The sequence below is a fragment of the Devosia submarina genome, assembly GCF_003056345.1.
Classification (GTDB): domain Bacteria; phylum Pseudomonadota; class Alphaproteobacteria; order Rhizobiales; family Devosiaceae; genus Devosia; species Devosia submarina.
Genome location: NZ_PYWB01000006.1, coordinates 67,076 through 85,322, shown reverse-complemented (window position 1 = coordinate 85,322; position 18,247 = coordinate 67,076). Strand labels below are relative to the sequence as shown.

The following is an 18,247-nucleotide window of genomic DNA, read 5'->3' as shown; positions in this document are numbered from 1 at the left end:
AGCTTGCATACCTCTTGCGAGCTGTAGCGAGGCTTCGAAATTCGGATTATTTTACCGCGCTCGCTTTGGGACCTGGAGGGACGGGTCCGCCGAGCATTGGAGGGAATAATGCCTAAGATCTCGCACCTGTTTTTCAGGACGGCCGTGCTGTTCCTGATTGTTGGTATCGGCATGGGGCTGCAGATGGCTATTACGCAGAACCACAACGTGGTCGGCGCCCACGCCCATGTCAATCTACTGGGCTGGGTCACATCAGCCATTTTCGGCGGCTATTACGCGCTCAATCCTGCCAGAGCCGAAGGCCGGCTACCAATGATTCACTATGGGATCTATACACTGGGCGTCGTCCTCATGGGCCTTTCGCTCTACCTGCTGCTGCAGGGCAATACCGCCATGGAGCCCGTTGTGGCCGTCAGCTCGCTGATCACCTTTGCTGGTGTGCTAATCTTTGCCTGGACCGTGTTCATGCCACAAAACGCCACACTCGGCCGCGCTGCCAAGCTCGCCTAGGCCAACCATACTGCCCGGCACTGGCCACCCGCACCGGGCAGTCTCTTTCGAGTGCCCGTTGACACCGCACCCGGCCTTCACCATGTTGCGCGACTTCTCACTAAGCGTTGCGGAACGGGTACTCCATGAAGGTCGTCGTCGTTGAAAGTCCGGCTAAGGCCAAGACAATCAACAAATATCTAGGTTCAGGTTATGAGGTCCTGGCCTCCTTCGGTCACGTCCGTGATTTGCCCGCCAAAGATGGCTCGGTCCGTCCCGACGAAGATTTTGCCATGTCCTGGGAGGTTGATACCGCCTCCCGCAAGCGCCTGAGCGACATTGCCTCTGCCCTAAAGGGTGCCGACGGCCTTATCCTCGCAACCGACCCTGATCGCGAAGGCGAAGCCATTTCCTGGCACGTCCTTGATGTGCTGCGCCAGAAAAAGGCCCTCAAGAAAGACGTGCCCGTGCAGCGCGTCGTCTTCAACGCCATCACCAAGGATGCCGTCACTGCGGCCATGGCCAAGCCGCGCGACATCGACATGCCGCTGGTAGACGCCTACCTCGCTCGCCGCGCCCTCGACTACCTCGTCGGCTTCACCCTCTCGCCCATCCTCTGGCGCAAGCTGCCGGGCTCCCGCTCAGCCGGCCGCGTGCAGTCCGTGGCCCTGCGCCTTGTCTCCGATCGCGAAGCCGAGATCGAAAAGTTCAAGCCCGAGGAATACTGGTCCGTCGAAGCCAAGCTCGCCCAATCGGGCAAGAGCTTCCTCGCGCGCCTCTTTTCTGTCGATGGCAAAAAGACTGACAAGCTCGACATCAAGACCGGCGAGAACGCCGCCGAGCTCAAGCAGCTGATCGAATCTGGCCAGTTCAACGTTTCGTCCGTTGAAAAAAAGCCCACCAAGCGCAATCCCTACGCGCCCTTCACCACCTCCTCGCTGCAGCAGGACGCATCCTCGCGCTTAGGGCTATCGCCCAACCGCACCATGCAGATCGCCCAGCGCCTCTACGAGGACGGGCTGATCACCTATATGCGTACCGACGCCGTACAGATGGCGCCCGAGGGCATTTCCATGGCCCGCTCGGTGATCGGAAAATATTTCGGCGAGGAATACCTCCCCGAAAAGCCGCGCATCTATCAATCCAAGGCCAAGAACGCGCAGGAAGCGCACGAAGCCATCCGTCCCACCGACATGTTCAAGCGGCCCGAGAACCTCAATCTCGATGCCGATCAGGCCAAGCTCTATGGCCTGATCTGGCGCCGCACGCTCGCCTCGCAAATGCGCTCGGCCGAGATCGACCGCACCACGGTGGACATCGCCGTCAACGTGCCCGGCCGCGCTGTCGAGCTGCGCGCCGTCGGCTCCGTCGTCACCTTCCCAGGCTTTCTCAAGCTCTATGGCGTCGAGGTCAAATCCGACGAGCCCTCCGAGGACGATGAGGACAGCCGCGAGCTGCCCCCGCTCAAGGTTGGCGACAAGCCCAGCCTGCAGCAGGTCGACATCGAGCAGCATTTCACCCAACCGCCCTCGCGCTACACCGAGGCGAGCCTGATCAAGAAGATGGAAGAGCTCGGCATCGGCCGCCCTTCCACTTATGCCGCAACCCTCACCACCCTCAAGGACCGCGACTACGTGCGCCTCGAGGGCAAGGCGCTGCACCCCGAAGATCGCGGCCGCATCGTTACGGCGTTCCTTGAATCCTTCTTCACGCGCTATGTTGAGTACGATTTCACGGCGCACCTCGAAGAACAGCTCGACCAGGTTTCCGCCGGCGACATCGACTACAAGCAAGTGCTGCGCGATTTCTGGCGCGACTTCACTGCCGCCACCACCGAGATCAAGGACCTTCGCGTGTCCGAAGTCCTCGACGCGCTCAATGACCTGCTTGCCAGCCGCATCTTCCCGCCCAAGCCGGACGGGTCCGATCCGCGCCTCTGCCCCACCTGTGGCGAAGGCCAGCTTTCGCTCAAGCTTGGCAAGTTCGGCGCCTTCATCGGCTGCTCCAACTACCCCGAATGCAAGCACACCATGCAGCTCTCGGACGCCGCCTCCGGTCAGTCCTCCGAGGCCGCAGCCGGCAATGGCGTGCTGGGCGTTGATCTGGAATCGGGCGAAGAGGTCTTCCTCAAATCTGGCCGCTTCGGTCCCTACGTCCAGCTCGGCGACAGCAAGGAAGCCAAGCGCTCCTCCCTGCCCCGCGGCTGGGATCCGGCGTCACTAACCCTCGAAAAGGCCCTCCAGCTCCTTTCGCTGCCTCGCGATGTCGGCCTGCACCCCGAAACCGGTCTGCCCATTACGGCGGGCCTCGGCCGCTACGGCCCGTTCATCCTCCACGACGGCAAATACGCAAATCTGCCCGACGTGGAAGAAGTCTTCACCGTCGGTCTAAACCGCGCCGTCGACCTCCTCGCCCAAAAAGCCGCTGGCGGCTTCAAGCGCGGTGGCACGGCTGTTGCGGCCATCCAGACCTTCGAGCACGACAACGGTCCCATCACCGTCCGCGCCGGCCGCTACGGCCCCTATGTCAATCAGGGCAAGATCAACGCCACCATCCCCAAGGACATCAAGCCGGAAGACGTAACGGCGGAACAAGCCCTCGAATGGATCGCGGCCCGCGCCGAAGCCACCGGCACCAAGGTCAAGAAGGCCCCCGCCAAAAAAGCTGCTGCCAAAAAACCAGCCGCCAAGGCCACGGCTGAAAAGAAGCCCGCGGCGAAAAAGGCCCCCGCCAAAAAGGCCGCACCCAAAAAGACCGTCAAACCCGAAGACGTGCCGTTCTAGTCAAACGCTCTGCAACCACCACGCCGCCCTCGGGCTTGACCCGAGGGCCATTCTCAACCCGGCGCAATCTGCCAATACAGATCATCCCACTCCGGATTGCCGCGCTTGATCAGCGCATCCTTCCACGCGCGTACATAGTGCCTGACGTTCCGCTCGCGCTGTACGCCAAATACATGCTTTGATGCTCCTCGAAGTGCACGAGGAGATGACACTGATGCTTGCGTGTGAAGCTTGGCACACACACGCCACCCGGCACCTTCCCGCGCCACACCCGGCAGTAGACCTCATGGTGAGCCTAACATACCACGAGAGCTTGCCCCAGGCTTGCCCCGGGGTCGTGCCCCAAATCTATTCCCACGCTCGCCACCCCGCCCCCAAAACAAAAGAGCCCCGATCTTCCGATCGAGGCTCTCCTGTTTGAATCGGGGCGAGCGCCTAGCTTTCAGCGCTCAAGCCCCTGCGGTGCCGTCATTGCTGGCTGACACCGCTGCCGCCATCATGGCCATCCCACTGGGGAAAGCCATGGGCGTTTGGTCGCACTAGCGGCGCCGTGGCGCCGTTGGCGGATAGCCTTGAGGTTCCACGCCCTTCTCGCCTTCAGCGGTCGCAAACAGATGTTCGGGAATACGACTGGGGGACGAATAGCTGGCCATGCACCATGGGCACCGAACGGCGGCGCGCGGCCGGGGTCCAGCACATGATTGGCAAAGCCTGAGGGAACGCATAAAAACCTCCTGTCTTCCTGCGCCAAGCGGCCGGAAGCTGCAAAAATGAACACTAAAAAACGGGACGTGCCTGGGCACGCCACAGACATAGTGACGAACCCTATGGCTTCAATGAGTTGTTTTGCCGCGCTCTAGCCGATCGTGCGCTCGATCATGCTAAGCCAATTGCCCAAGGCGATCTTTTCCACCAACGCCCGACCATAGCCCTTGTCCAGCAGAGCCCCCAAAAGCTTGGGCACACCGGTCACGTCCCCGATCTCTCCGGGCACCATCGCCCCATCGAAATCACTTCCAAGCGCCACGCCATCTTCCCCCAGCGCCTCGATCAGCCCATCCACATGGCGCACCATCAACTCGATCGGCGTATCGGCCACGAACCGGCCATCCGGCCGCAAGAACCCCGTCGCAAAATTCAGCCCCACCATACCGCCACTCTCGCGAATGGCCGCCAATTGCCAATCCACCAGGTTGCGCGCGTGCGGGCAGATGGCATGAACATTGCTGTGCGTCGCCACTAATGGGTGCGTTGAAATTGCCGCCACGTCACGAAACCCGGCCGCATTGAGATGCGACAGATCGATCATGATCCCCATCTGGTTGCATTGGCGCACCAGTGCCTTGCCGGCGTCCGTCAGCCCTGGTCCGATATCGGGATCAGCATTGTGCCGAAACGGTACACCCGTCCCGAATGCATTGGCCCGACTCCAGGTAATTCCCACGGACCGCAACCCCGCAGCATAAAGCACATCCAGCGAGCGGAATTCCGTATCAATCGCCTCGGCACCCTCGATATGCATGACGGCGGCAAGCTTCCCCGCCCCGATCGCCGCCTCGATCTCCCCACGGCTCCGGCAGACGCCCACCGCCCCCATGCGCTCCAGCCGCAGCAAGACCGACGCCATTCCATTGGTCGATGCCTGCGCCTCGGCCATGTCCAACTCCGGCGGCAATTGCCCGTCCGAAGCCGCGGCCGTCCCCACCGTCCCGGCCAGGCTCCCCTTGATCGGCGGCGGGAACATGGCGAAAAACCCACCTGCCATTCCGGCAGCCCGCGCCCGTGGCAAATCAATATGCCCGCCCTTGCCCCCCTCCACGAAAGCCGCCTCCCCGCTCCCTGCTGGCAACTCCAGCAAGCGCAGCAGCGTGTCATTGTGGCCGTCGAAAAAAGGAATGGTCATAAGCGGAATCGTCTTTCTGTTTGATCGGGCAGTTCACCCCCAGCCTGGTCTGGCCGCAAGAGGAAGGGTGAACCATGTGGCAGCCCACGATCTCTCCCCACCACCAACTGTCACCCTCGGGCTTGACCCAAGGGCTCTACACTTCAGGCACTCTCCCCAATGTACCAAAGTCCCCATGATGCCGTTCCAAAGGCCTCACGGTGAGCCTGTCGAACCACGAGGCCGCGCGAGCGCAGGCTGGGAGTGCCACGCTCTCATGGTTCGACAAGCTCACCATGAGGCCCACCGAGCCAAACCGCACCGCTCCCCACTCCATGACACCTCACGGAACCAACCCGCTCGTCCACCCCTTCATTTGGCAAACCGGCCGCCATCACCTATCTATCACCCTAACCACAACGAAAATCCCCCATGGCCAAGCCAACAACAAAACCAAAAAACACCTCCGGCCCCAAGCGCACCCGCAAGCCTTCCGCCGATGCGCTGCCCACCCGCGAGCAGCTGCTCGAAGCCCTTGCCGAGCAAACCGACATCAAGGGCAAGCGCGACCTCGCCAAGATCTTCGGTATCCGCGGCGACATGCGTCGCCCCTTCAAGGCCATGCTCAATGAGCTGGAGGGCGAAGGCATCATCACGCGCACCCGCAAGGCGTTGCGCCGCACCGCCGCTCTGCCCCACGTCACTGTTCTTGATATTCCCACCGACGCCGATCCGGACAATCTCCACGCCTTTCCCGCCCAGTGGAACGAGGAACAGGGCGAAAAGCCTCGCGTCCAGGTGCTTGGCGGCCGCGACGCCCGCGTCGTTCCCGCGCCGGGCGATCGGATCCTGGCCCGCATCGATGCCGGCGAAGGCGAGCCTCCCGCCTACACCGCAAAGGCGATGAAGATCCTCGACAAGCCCCGCCGTGCCCATATCGGCATTGTGCGCATGGACGAAGATGGCGCCCGCCTTGTTCCCGTGGATCGCAAGCAAAAGGAAATGCGCATTCCGCCCGGCGATCTTGGGGACGCCAAGGACGGCGATCTCGTGGAAGTCGACGTCAAGCCCGCGGGCCGATTGATGATTCCCCGCGCCCGCGTTACCGCCGTTATCGGCAATCCAGCCTCCGAAGGCGCGATCAGCCTCATCGCCATCCACGCGCTCGAAATTCCCTATCGCTTCCCTGCCTCCGTTATTCGCGAAGCCGAACAAGCCGAGGAAGCGAGCCTCAAGGGCCGGGAAGACTGGCGCGACGTTCCGCTGATCACCATCGATCCGCACGACGCCAAGGACCACGACGACGCTGTTTATGCCGAACTGGACACCGACGAAAACAATGCCGGCGGCCACATCGTCACCGTCGCCATTGCCGACGTCGCCGCCTATGTCCGGCCCGGCACAGCGCTCGATCGGGAAGCCTATCTGCGCGGCAATTCGGTTTATTTCCCCGACCGCGTCGTGCCCATGCTGCCCGAGCGCATCTCCAACGAGCTTTGCTCTCTCAAGGAAGGCCAGCCGCGCGCGGCCCTTGCCGTGCGCATGGTCATCGGTGCTGACGGCAAGAAGCGCAGCCACAGCTTCCACCGCATTTTGATGCGCTCTGCCGCTGGCATCAGCTACCAGCAGGCCCAGGCCGCCATCGACGGCACTCCGGATGACAAGACCGGGCCTTTGCTCGAGCCCATCCTGCGCCCGCTCTTTGCCGCCTACGAAACCATGACCAAGGCTCGCGACAACAGGGGCCCGCTCGATCTCGACCTACCCGAGCGCAAGATCATTCTCGATGAAAAGGGAATGGTGAAGGACATTCGCATTCCAGAGCGGCTCGAAGCCCATCGCCTCATCGAAGAGATGATGATCGCGGCCAACGTCGCTGCCGCCGAGACACTTGAGCAAAAGCGCTCGCCGCTGCTTTATCGCGTCCACGACGAGCCGAGCAGCGAAAAGCTCCAGTCTCTGCGCGACTTCCTTGGCTCGCTCGATATAGCCGTCAAGAAATCGGACAATGTCCGCACATCCGACTTCAACGGCATACTTGCCCAGGCGCGCCGGGCCGGCAATATCGACCAGGTCTCCGAGATGGTGCTGCGCTCCCAGGCGCAGGCTGAATATGCCGCCGAAAACTACGGCCACTTCGGTCTGAACCTGGATCGCTACGCCCACTTCACCTCGCCCATCCGCCGCTATGCCGATCTCATCGTCCACCGCGCCCTGATCCGCGCCGAGCGCTTTGGCGATGATGGCCTCAGCGACAGCGAAGTGGAAAAACTGGCCGGCATCGCCCAGCACATTTCGGCCACCGAACGCCGCGCCATGAGTGCCGAGCGCGAAACCTCCGACCGGCTCCTTGCGCAATTCCTGTCTAGCCAGATCGGTGCGCGTTTCGAGGGCCGCATCTCCGGCGTCACCCGCTCCGGCCTCTTTGTGCGTCTGCTGGAAACCGGTGCCGATGGCTTCATCCCAGCCTCCACTCTCGGCCAGGATTACTATCGCTACGCCGAAGACCAGCAGGCAATGGTTGGTGACAGGACGGGCGAGAAATTTGGCCTCGGTGATCCCGTAACCGTGCGGCTACTGGAAGCGGCACCCGTCGCCGGTTCCCTCCGCTTCGAGCTCCTCTCGGAAGGAACACGCGGCAATCCGTCATCTAGCAAACGCACGATCAGGCGACCATCTAGGGCACAAGCGCTCAGGGCGCGCAGAAAGAGGTGACGTGATGTCCAGCAAGGCGAAAGCAATCAGCAACCGGAGCGCCGGTCAGGCCATGTGGCGCGGCACCTTGTGCAAGTGTCCCCATTGTGGCCAGGGCAAGATGTTCCGCGCCTACCTCAAGGTGGCCGAACATTGCGACGCCTGCGGCGAACAGCTCAATCTCCACCGCGCCGACGATTTCCCGCCCTACATCGCAATCACCATTGTAGGCCATCTGCTGGTCGCGGTCATGCTCCACCTGGACATGGTCTACCACATCAATCCCCTCACCTACATGTACACCATGATCCCGCTTGCCGTGATCCTGCCCCTGGCCATCCTGCCCTCCATCAAAGGAGCGATCGTTGGCCTGCAATGGGCCAACGGCATGTACGGCTTCGGCACCGGCCAGGTGGACTAAACCTCGTAGCACTGACCACTTCGCTCACCCACCCACCACTCGTCACCTCGGGCTTGACCCGAGGGCCCTGTACTTGGCTATCGCGCAATCAAGTGCAGACCCCTTTGGTCAAGCCCAAGGGTGACGACCTTTGCCAGCCAACCCAGCCCCAGCAGCCCTCATGGTGAGCATGTCGAACCACGAGGGCGTGCCCAGGACTTGACCCGGGGGCATGCGCAAACCGGCGCCCCCCACGCCACTCCCCCATTGACATTCAACCAAAATTCACTAGGTTGCGCCCAAATTCCGGCGCCCGGGTTTCCGCGGCGCCTTCGCTATTCAAGAGGACTAACAAATGGCCAAAGCCGCCTCCGTAAAGATCAAGCTCGTGTCGACGGCTGATACTGGCTACTACTACGTCACCAAGAAGAACGCCCGCACCCAGACCGAGAAGCTCTCGTACAACAAGTACGACCCGGTTGTGCGCAAGCATGTCGAGTTCAAGGAAGCCAAGATCAAGTAATCTGGCGCCTGCTCGCTTCAGGAACACGAAAGCCCCGCATCCACCATGCGGGGTTTTTTGTTGTGATTATCGGCCTGAATGTGGTGCCAAACGCTAACAGTCTGTTAGCATGAAGACCCGATCGGTTATGTCATCGAGAGGGGAGTGGCTGGTCCGGAGCGGCTTGTCGAAGAGGCCACTCTGTCCGCTTCCGGACCAACCGCCCTACGGGACTCAGGAGTTGCGGCGGACCTGAGAGAGCCGTAGGGAACTCGCCGGCGAGCGCCCTGTCGGCTGGCTCGCTGCGTTGAATTCAACCTACTCTTCGCCTCAAAAAACTCAAGGTTTTCCGGCGCTTCCGTGCCGATAACCCTTTGTTAATTATAACAATTAACCCTAATGCGCACAATTAAGCAGAGTTTAGGCGGCGTCAAACACCACCCGGTTCCGCCCCTCGCGCTTGGCCCGATACAGCGCCACATCCGCCCGCTTGATCAGCGATTCAGGCGTATCCGACTGCGCCTCGTTGAGCGTCACACCGGCGGACACCGTAACGGCCAATTGCCGCTGCGCCCCGATATCGAACTGCCGCTCCGAAATCGATTGCCGCACCCGCTCCGCAATGGCTTCGGCCTGCCGGTAATCAGTGTCGGGCATCAGCACGACGAACTCCTCACCGCCGAATCTGCAAGCTAAATCAACGCCCCGTATGTTCCGCTTCAACCGCGCCGCGAACTCCTTTAGCACGGCGTCGCCGATGTCATGGCCGTAATTGTCGTTCACCGACTTGAAGTGGTCGATATCGAGAATCATCAAGGCCATGTCGCGGTCTTGGCTCTGCGCCTTGCCCAGCATCACCCCAAGATGTCGGTCGAAATAGCGACGGTTATAAAGCCCTGTCATATCGTCCGTAACGGCCATCGCCATGGTATTGTTGACACTTTGGCGCAGCTCAAGGGCATAGCGATGCCGTCGGATTTGCGTGCGCACACGGGCGGCGAGCTCATTGCGCTCCACCGGTCGGGTGATGAAATCATTGACGCCCAGATCCAGCGCCCGCACCACGCGCGGCTTGTCCGCATCGTCCGACACCAGGATGATTGGCAAGGTGCGCGTATGCTCTACCGTGCGGATCTGCGAGCAGACACGCAGCGGATCGAAATCGGCTAGCGCCATCACGACGATAGCCAATTCATAATGCTCGCCAGTGACTTGGAACACGGCATCTGCCGGTTGCGTCAAGATATCCACCCTGTGTTCAGGGCTGAGATAATTCTTCATCCGCTCGGCATGGCGCTGGTCGGTGTCGATAACCAGAATGGAGCCGCCACTTGTGCTGATCATATCCATGGCGCGGATTGCGTCTTCCACCGCGATTTGCTGGCCAGTCATCGCGCGGGCACGCAGTTCGTCGGTCAATGCCTTGAGCCGGACAAGGCTTTTGACGCGCGCCAGCAGCTGCACATCGTCAACAGGCTTGGTGAGAAAATCATCGGCCCCCACTTCAAGCCCCCGCACGCGGTCGGAGGGTTGGTCCAGCGCCGTGATCATCAAGACGGGCAAATGATGAGTCTTGGGAGAACTCTTGAGCCGTTTGCAGACTTCGAACCCGTCCATTTCAGGCATCATCACATCGAGCAAGACGATGTCGATGTCCGAACTCGCACAGATATCCAACGCCTGTTGCCCGGATGTGGCCGTGACCACTTCGAAATATTCCGCCGTCAAACGCGCTTCCAGCAAGCGGACATTGGTCGGGATATCGTCAACAATCAGTACGCGTGCGGTCACTCTTGGCCTCGGAACGTGCTTCGTCCACCCACAGCGTCCACAGTGGGTTTCAGACGCCCAACCGCACTCAAGCGAGCCGGTCAGGCCGGGCCAATGTAGCGGGCAATAGTTTCCAGAAAGTGTGGCACGGAGATCGGCTTGCTGATGTAACCCTCACATCCGCCTTGCAGAATCCGCTCTTCGTCGCCTTTCATGGCGAACGCCGTCACCGCAATAACGGGGATATGGGCAAGCTCGTCATCATCCTTGAGCCATTTGGTCACAACCAGTCCCGAAACCTCGGGCAGTTGGATATCCATCAAGATGAGATCGGGAAGATGCGCACGCGCAAGATCAAGTGCCTCCATACCGTTGCGGGTCTGGATCACGGCATAACCCCGCGATTCGAGCAGATCGTTGAAGAGCTTCATATTGAGCTCGTTATCTTCCACGATCATAACGGTCTTAGGCATTCAATATTCCTCGCACCGCCAAGGTGCCAGCAGCCCTTCGCTTCGCCACCATCTTCAGATAACATTAAAACTGTTTACAAAATACCAAACGAGCCCGTCCGTGCCCCGCACCGAAAAAGCCGAGCTGTCCGTCGCGAGGCTAGCAGACATTTGTTTGAGCTTCCTTGCTGAAAATCCTGAGGAATTGCTGGGCTTCATGCAATATGCGGGCCTCGACCCCGCAACATTGCGCGCTTCGGTGGGTTCCCCTGCGCTCGAGCGTGGGTTGATCGACTATGTCGCGGCCAATGAGTCGCTTCTGCTTGCGCTTTGCGCCAATAGCGGGCTCACTCCTGAAGACTTCATGCGTGTGTGGCATCGGATCAATCCAGCGGGGTAGAAAGTGGCCAAAGATTGGCTCTGCCGCGATTGCCTGGCCTATGCCGCGGCAGCCCAGGCGCCAGCGCGCTGCCCTGCCTGCGGCTCGCCGCGCCTCGTCTGCCACCAGGAACTGCTGAGCCTTTCCATCGCCCATGTCGATTGCGACGCCTTTTACGCGTCCATCGAAAAGCGCGACAATCCTGAGCTACGCGATAAGCCCCTCATCATTGGCGGCGGCACACGCGGCGTTGTTGCCACCTGCTGCTATATCGCCCGCCAGTCCGGCGTTCGCTCCGCTATGCCCATGTTCAAGGCTAACCAGCTTTGCCCCGATGCCGTGGTCATCAAACCCGACATGGCTAAATATGCCGGCGTCAGCCGCCAGATTCGCGCCATCATGGACACGCTGACTCCCCTCGTCGAACCCCTCTCCATCGACGAAGCATTCCTTGACCTTTCCGGCACTCAGGCTCTACACAAGGCCCCTGCTGCAATCGTCCTCGCCCGCTTTGCCCGCGCAGTGGAAAAGGAAATCGGCGTCACCATCTCGGTCGGCCTCAGCCACAACAAATTCCTCGCCAAGATCGCCTCTGACCTCGACAAGCCGCGCGGCTTCGCTGTGATCGGGGAAGCCGAAACCATCCAGTTCCTCGCGCCCAAGCCCATCAGCATGATCTACGGCGTGGGCAAGGTCTTCGCCGAAACCCTGCGCAAAGATGGGCTCCTGACCATCGGCCAGTTGCAGGACGAACCACCCGAAAACCTCATGCGTCGCTATGGCGAAACCGGCGCGCGCCTCGCCCGGCTCGCCCGTGGCCAGGACAGCCGCCGCATCTCGCCGGACGGCGAAATGAAAACCGTCTCGTCCGAAACCACTTTCAACGCCGACATCGCTTCGCTTGAAGCGCTTTCCACAGAGCTGCTCAATGTGTCCGAGCGCTTGTCCGAACGCCTCAAGGCCAAAAGTCTGGTTGGCGACACTGTAACGCTCAAGCTCAAATCCGCGGGCTTCCGCTTGCGCACACGCGCGCGGCACTTGATGATGCCAACCCAGCTCGCCAGCGTGATCTACGAGACGGGCCTATCCTTGCTGCAGCGGGAAGTGGACGGCACCGCTTTCCGGCTGATTGGAATCGGCATTTCCGGTATTGATAAGGCCGACGGCATCGATCCCGCAGATCTGCTGGAGCCCGCAATCGCGCGCAAGGCCGCGGCCGAACGTGCCATGGACAAGGTGCGCACCCGCTTCGGCCGCGAAGCGGTTATTCGCGGCAAGCTTTATGGGCGCAAGCCCAGCCGCGCGCCGCTCGACATTGACGACGACCAAAAGAAGGCAAGACCAGATGACCAGCCCAATCGAGAAACTTCGTGAATACGGCTTCGAGCTGCCCGCCCCCAAGGCGCCCGTAGCCAGCTACGTTCCCGTTACGCGCACCGGCAACATCCTCTATGTTTCCGGCCAGATTTCCGCCAACGAACAAGGGGTGGTCACCGGGCGCTTGGGCGATAACATGAATGTCGTCCAGGGCGGCAATGCCGCAGAACTCGCGGCCCTTAACGTGCTCAGCCAGATCGTCCACATGGGCGGCGTCCCGCTCGAAGAGATCAAGCGCATCCTCAAGGTCACCGTCCTGGTCGCCTCGACCCCTGAATTCACTGAACAGCACCTCGTCGCCAATGGCTGCTCAAACCTGCTTGTCGGCGTGCTTGGCGACAGGGGCAAGCATGCCCGCGCCGCTTTCGGTGTCGCCTCCCTGCCCTTCGGCGCTGCCGTTGAGATCGAGGCCGTAGTCGAAATCTGACCGCCGGATCAAGTTCTGGCGAGCGTCGGGAAATTCGTGACGGCCCGGGCGATTAGGTCCAAGCTTGCAGCTGGAGCCGCCCGGTCCCATATCAGCTAGATCGTCCCGAAGGTTACAGTCCCGACCTTGCCAGCCACCTCATTCAAGGCCACCATCCACCCCTCGACGGCCAGCATACCGGCCGCTGTATGGAACAGTCTTGTCCCCTCCACAGAAGGGGTGACGGATAATCCATTTCTCGATCACGCCTTCTTCCTGTCCTTGGAAGAATCCCGCTGTGCCACGGGTCGCACCGGCTGGCAGCCCCAGCACATCCTGCTCAGCAACAGCGCAGACCAGCCGCTGGGCCTCATGCCGCTGTTCCTGAAATCCCATTCCATGGGCGAATATGTGTTCGACCATGGCTGGGCCAACGCCCTGGAGCGCGCCGGCGGCAGCTATTACCCAAAGCTGCAATGTTCCGTGCCGTTCACTCCGGCGACCGCACCCAAGCTGCTCGTCCCTTCCGCCGACCCCGAGGTAAAAGCCGCCCTCCTCGCCGCTGCCCAGCAGTTGGCGATCCAGCGCGAAGCATCCTCCGTCCACGCCACCTTTGTGCCCGAGAGCGAAGCCGACGAAGCGCAATCCGGCGGCTGGCTCAAGCGCATGGATACCCAGTTCCACTGGCACAATCAGGGGTTCGGGAGCTTCGAAGAGTTTCTCGAAACGCTGTCCTCCCGCAAGCGCAAGACCATTCGCCGCGAACGCCGCGATGCCCTGGCCGACGGGCTCTCCGTGCGCTGGCTCAGCGGCAGCGACTTGCAGGAACATCATTGGGACGCCTTCTACGAGTTCTATGAGGACACGGGCGCCCGCAAATGGGGCCGCCCCTACCTCAACCGCGAATTCTTCTCACGTCTCAATGAGACCATGGCCGATCGCATCGTCCTGATGCTCGCCTATGACGGACCAATCCCCATTGCTGGCGCCATCAACTTCGTGGGCAAGGACCGCATTTTCGGTCGCAATTGGGGCTGCACCCGCGACGTGCCGTTTCTTCATTTCGAACTCTGCTACTACCAGGCTATCGACTACGCGATCGCCCACAAGCTGGCCGTTGTGGAGGCTGGCGCCCAGGGCGAGCACAAGCTCGCGCGCGGCTACGAGCCTTCAACGACCTATTCCGTGCACTGGATCGCTCATCCTGGCCTGCGCGAGGCTGTGGCTGATTTCCTCCAGCATGAACGCGCCTCTGTGGAGCATAGCCAGGAGATCCTTGATCAGTTCACGCCCTTCCGCAAGGGCGAGCGCACCGGCCACTAGGCGCGGCGACATCGGCACTTTCCCATTCCAGCCAAGAGCCTTAAGTAAGGGCCCATGATTTGGGACATTGCAATTTTTCTGGCACAGGCCGCCCTGGTCTTTGTTCTTTCCACCGCCCTGTTCGATGCGCTGCATTGGACGCTGCACAAATGGGAAAAGTCGCGTTTCCCCCTGCTGCGCAAGCTTTCGTCCTGGCACTGGGTTCACCACAAATTCCTGGGGCTCGATATGCAGGTGAACCCAGCCTATGCGCGCGCCAACATCTGGTTCCACATCCTGCCCGAATACATCACCTCTATGCTGGGCACGCTGGTTTTCCTGCTGGTGTTCCCCTGGCCGCCGATCGCTGCCGTGGCCGTGATCCGCACGGTGATGCTGGTGAAAACGCTGCAGGAAGAAGGCGTCGACTTCAACCACATGGCTATGGACCGCGTTGGAGGCCAGCAAGGCCTTTTATGGGTCGACAACAACTACCACGCCATGCACCATGTTTATCCGCACAACTTCTTTTCGTCCTTTGCCAATGTGTTTGACATGATCGCCGGCACATCCTGCCAAATTCGCGGCCGCCGCTTTCTTGTCACTGGCGCCGGTGGTGCATTCGGTTCGGCCATGGTGGCCAAGCTCACCGCTCTCGGAGGCATCGTCGAGACGGCGAAATCAGGCGTGGATTTTTCAGCCGGCAACTATGCGGCTATGGCTGAAAAGCTGGAACGAGCCGATGTCCTCGTCTTGTCCCACGGCGCCAAGACCGATGATTGCTGGAACGCAAACTTCGTCACCTTCCGCGACCTCACCGAACTTTTCACCGAAATCGGTAAGTCCCGCCTGACCCCTCCGGAAGTCTGGGCCGTCGGCTCGGAGGCCGAGTTCCACGGCGACATGGGCATGCCCGAACTCAAGGACTACGCCGCCTCCAAGCGGGCCTTCGCCTACCAAGCCCTGGAATACTACCAGTCCAATGCCCTCATATACCGGCACATCGTGCCCTCGTCCTTCACCTCCGCCATGGGCAAAGGCCCCATGAGCGCCGCAACGGCGGTAAACATCGCCATGTTCTTTATCCGGCGCGGCTTCCGCTATGTGCCGGTTACGCTCACTGGCCTTGCCGTGCTCAACTATTTCCGTTTCCGCTTTGGCCAGAAGCGCGCCCCTGAAGCCCTCAAACCCGCCGAGTAAGCCGATGACCTATGATCCGTCCAACATCTTCGCCAAGATCATCGCCGGCGAAATTCCGTCGCACAAGGTTTTCGAGGACGATACCGCCTTGGTCATGATGGATATTTTCCCGCAGTCGCGCGGGCACACGCTGGTCATCCCCAAGGCGCAATCACGCAATTTGCTCGATGCAGACCCGGCGGCACTCTCCGCTGTCATGCCGCTGGTGCAGCGCGTCGCCAAGGCGCTTATGCAGACCACCAAGGCTGGTGGCATCCGGCTGGCGCAGTTCAACGAAGCCCCTGCCGGGCAAACCGTCTTCCACCTGCACTTCCATCTTATCCCCGCCTTTGAAGGCGTTGCCATGGGCGCCCACGCCTCCGGCAGGGCAGACGATGCCGAATTGGCGCAACTGGCAAAAAAGATCGCCAGCAACCTCTAGAGCCGCCTATAGCACTTTCACAGCCGCCAGGTGTCGCTCCAAACACCGCCTGGGCCACCCGAACAAGTCGGGTGGTGACGCTCATTAATTTTCGATCGTCATTGCCCGGCTTGTCCGGGCAATCCACATCCGGCCCGTCCGCAAGCATCAAGCCAGGGCTACTTCAACAACCACCTAGAGCAGGTGATCCACCACCAACCCGCCTTTAAGCGTAACAATACGGTCTGCCCGGCGCGCCAAATCATGATTGTGCGTCGCAATCAATGCAGCCGCACCTTCGTTCTTGATCAGATTGGCCAGCGCGCCAAAAACAATGTCACTGGTTTCTGGATCAAGATTGCCGGTGGGCTCATCGGCAAGGATTACCTTGGGATGATTGGCAGCAGCACGTGCAATCGCCACCCGCTGCTGTTCACCGCCCGATAGCTCGGCGGGGCGGTGGCTCGCCCGTGGACCGATCCCGAGCAAATCAAGCAGTTCCATGGACCGCTTGTCCGCCTCTGCCTGCCCCTTGCCGGCGATAAGTTGCGGCATGGAAACATTTTCGAGCGCCGTAAACTCCGGCAGCAAATGGTGGAACTGATAAACGTAGCCTACGGTCGAGCGCCGCAACTGCGTCCGCCCGCGATCACCCAGATTGCTGGTCTTGATCCCCACGATCTCGACTTCACCGCTCTGCGGGCTCTCCAGAAGGCCCGAAAGGTGCAGCAGGGTTGATTTACCCGCGCCCGAAGGCGCAACCAGCGCCACCAGCTCACCCGTATTCACCGTCAGGTTTGCTGCTTCAAGTACACGAACAATCTTATCCCCCTGACCATAGTGCCGGTGCACATTGGTCAGTACGAGGTGTGGCTTACTCATAGCGCAATGCCTCTACTGGATCATATTGCGCAGCGCGCCATGCAGGATAAAGGGTCGCGAGAAAGCTGAGGCCAAGAGCAAGGCACACCACGACCGTCACCTCGACCGGATCGGTTTTTGACGGCAAGGAGGATAAAAAGAATACTTCTGGCGGAAAAATAGCGACCCCAAGCGTATTGGAGATGAAGGCCCGCAAGGGTTCTGCATTGGCCGCAACGATCAGCCCGAGCCCAGTTCCCACCAGCGTTCCGATTACGCCGATAGTTGTCCCCGTAATGGAAAAGATCCGCATAATGGCGCCCTGCGAGGCACCCATGGTGCGCAACACGGCAATATCGGAGCTCTTGTCCTTCACAAGCATGATCAGGCTGGAAATGATGTTGAACGCGGCCACCAGGATGATCATGGAGAGGATCGTGAACATCACCACCCGCTCAACCTGCAGCGCCGAAAAGAACGTTTCGTTGCGCTGCTGCCAATCCGTCAGGATCAGCGGTCGGATCGGGGAAGCCTGCATCCGCTCGCGAATCGTCGCAGTATCATCGGGGTTGGTAATGAAGATCTCGGCCGCGGTCGCCTCGTTGATACGCTCATATGCGGCATCAATCTCTTCGTCGCTCGCGAGTGGATCAAGCTGCTCGAACCCCGGGCGTAACACCTCGGTGAACATCTTGAAATAGTCCTGCGCCGGCTCGAGCGGCATGTACATAAAGAAGCTGTCGAATTCGACCATGCCCAAATTGAAGATGACATTGACCGGATAGGACTTGATCTGCGGCGTCGTCCCAAAAGGAGTCATCGCCCCATCCGGGTTGATGATCTGCACCTGGTCGCCAAGCGACACGCCCAGGGTTTGCGCCAGGCGGTAGCCAATGGCAACGCCGCGGCTCTCGTCCCAGCCATCCCAGCCACCCTGCTCCGCCGCGCCGTACAGCAGCTTCAGCTTCTGCAAGTTTTCCTCGTTCATCCCCCGCACGGTGACGCCGGTAGAATTGCCCTTCCCCGAGGCCAGCACCTGGCCCTCTACGAAGTAAACGGCAAAATCTACCCCGGGAATGTTCTGGATCGTTGCGATGGTCTCTTCGTAGTCGGTGAACTTGCTTTCAATGGGATAGGCCGTGAAGTGCCCGTTGAGCCCCAGGATCTTGGTCAGCAGCTCCGCCCGGAACCCGTTCATCACCGACATCACGACGATCAGGGTCGCGACGCCGATCGCAACCCCAACCATGGTTAGGCTGGCGATTACGGAGATAAACGCTTCCTTGCGTCGCGCGCGCAGATAGCGCCCCGCGACCATCCACTCAAAGCGCGAAAAGGGACGCGTGCCCT

Annotated in this window: 16 protein-coding genes; 11 read left to right on the top strand and 5 right to left on the bottom strand. The window is 60.7% G+C overall.

Translation table 11 applies throughout. The annotated features are described in order from the left end of the window. The first annotated feature begins 108 nt into the window (after positions 1–108). Positions 109–510, top strand: a complete 402-nt coding sequence (locus tag DDE77_RS10005; RefSeq protein ID WP_108397331.1) for a hypothetical protein — start codon at positions 109–111, stop codon at positions 508–510. 125 nt (positions 511–635) lie between these two features. Continuing rightward, the gene (gene topA, locus DDE77_RS10000) at positions 636–3,272 is read left to right on the top strand and encodes a type I DNA topoisomerase (protein ID WP_108397330.1); all 2,637 of its coding nucleotides are present in this window, start codon (positions 636–638) and stop codon (positions 3,270–3,272) included. 856 nt (positions 3,273–4,128) lie between these two features. Here topA and DDE77_RS09995 read toward each other — a convergent pair. After that, positions 4,129–5,175, bottom strand: a complete 1,047-nt coding sequence (locus DDE77_RS09995) for a dipeptidase (protein ID WP_108397329.1) — start codon at positions 5,173–5,175, stop codon at positions 4,129–4,131. A 411-nt stretch (positions 5,176–5,586) separates the two neighbouring features. On the opposite strand from DDE77_RS09995, the gene rnr reads away from it, so the two are divergent. The 3 genes from rnr (at position 5,587) to rpmG (ending at position 8,771) form a co-directional block, all read left to right on the top strand. Continuing rightward, a complete protein-coding gene (gene rnr, locus DDE77_RS09990; RefSeq protein ID WP_108397328.1) occupies positions 5,587–7,869 on the top strand; it encodes a ribonuclease R in 2,283 nt (760 codons plus the stop codon). Positions 7,870–7,873: 4 nt separating this feature from the next. Next, the gene (locus tag DDE77_RS09985) at positions 7,874–8,269 is read left to right on the top strand and encodes a DUF983 domain-containing protein (protein WP_108397327.1); all 396 of its coding nucleotides are present in this window, start codon (positions 7,874–7,876) and stop codon (positions 8,267–8,269) included. A 334-nt stretch (positions 8,270–8,603) separates the two neighbouring features. Next, positions 8,604–8,771, top strand: a complete 168-nt coding sequence (gene rpmG / locus DDE77_RS09980; RefSeq protein WP_056233989.1) for a 50S ribosomal protein L33 — start codon at positions 8,604–8,606, stop codon at positions 8,769–8,771. Positions 8,772–9,170: 399 nt separating this feature from the next. On the opposite strand, the gene DDE77_RS09975 is transcribed toward rpmG, so the two are convergent. Together DDE77_RS09975 and DDE77_RS09970 are read right to left on the bottom strand one after the other, a co-directional pair. Beyond that, complete coding sequence (locus DDE77_RS09975) at positions 9,171–10,541, bottom strand: PleD family two-component system response regulator (protein ID WP_108397326.1); 1,371 nt, start codon at positions 10,539–10,541, stop codon at positions 9,171–9,173. Positions 10,542–10,621: 80 nt separating this feature from the next. After that, positions 10,622–10,993, bottom strand: a complete 372-nt coding sequence (locus DDE77_RS09970; RefSeq protein ID WP_108397325.1) for a response regulator — start codon at positions 10,991–10,993, stop codon at positions 10,622–10,624. Between the two features lie 100 nt (positions 10,994–11,093). Between DDE77_RS09970 and DDE77_RS19435 the strand changes: the two genes are divergently transcribed. The 6 genes from DDE77_RS19435 (at position 11,094) to DDE77_RS09940 (ending at position 16,057) form a co-directional block, all read left to right on the top strand. Then, entirely contained in the window at positions 11,094–11,372 is a 279-nt protein-coding gene (locus DDE77_RS19435; protein ID WP_281261297.1) for a DUF3572 family protein, read from the top strand. A 3-nt stretch (positions 11,373–11,375) separates the two neighbouring features. Beyond that, entirely contained in the window at positions 11,376–12,725 is a 1,350-nt protein-coding gene (locus DDE77_RS09960; protein WP_108397324.1) for a DNA polymerase IV, read from the top strand. Then, positions 12,697–13,155, top strand: a complete 459-nt coding sequence (locus DDE77_RS09955; protein ID WP_108397323.1) for a RidA family protein — start codon at positions 12,697–12,699, stop codon at positions 13,153–13,155. The genes DDE77_RS09960 and DDE77_RS09955 overlap by 29 nt, the downstream gene beginning before the upstream one ends. A 126-nt stretch (positions 13,156–13,281) precedes the next feature. Next, positions 13,282–14,457 carry a GNAT family N-acetyltransferase gene (locus tag DDE77_RS09950; protein ID WP_108397322.1) on the top strand — a complete coding sequence of 392 codons (1,176 nt, stop codon included), beginning with the start codon at positions 13,282–13,284 and terminating at the stop codon, positions 14,455–14,457. A 54-nt stretch (positions 14,458–14,511) separates the two neighbouring features. Beyond that, positions 14,512–15,636, top strand: a complete 1,125-nt coding sequence (locus DDE77_RS09945; RefSeq protein ID WP_108397321.1) for a hypothetical protein — start codon at positions 14,512–14,514, stop codon at positions 15,634–15,636. Positions 15,637–15,640: 4 nt separating this feature from the next. Next, entirely contained in the window at positions 15,641–16,057 is a 417-nt protein-coding gene (locus tag DDE77_RS09940; RefSeq protein ID WP_108397320.1) for an HIT family protein, read from the top strand. Positions 16,058–16,231: 174 nt separating this feature from the next. On the opposite strand, the gene DDE77_RS09935 is transcribed toward DDE77_RS09940, so the two are convergent. Next, positions 16,232–16,918: an ABC transporter ATP-binding protein gene (locus DDE77_RS09935; protein ID WP_108397319.1), complete on the bottom strand. Its 687-nt coding sequence runs from the start codon at positions 16,916–16,918 to the stop codon at positions 16,232–16,234. After that, positions 16,911–18,215 carry an ABC transporter permease gene (locus tag DDE77_RS09930; RefSeq protein WP_108397541.1) on the bottom strand — a complete coding sequence of 435 codons (1,305 nt, stop codon included), beginning with the start codon at positions 18,213–18,215 and terminating at the stop codon, positions 16,911–16,913. The genes DDE77_RS09935 and DDE77_RS09930 overlap by 8 nt, the downstream gene beginning before the upstream one ends. Positions 18,216–18,247 lie beyond the last annotated feature (32 nt).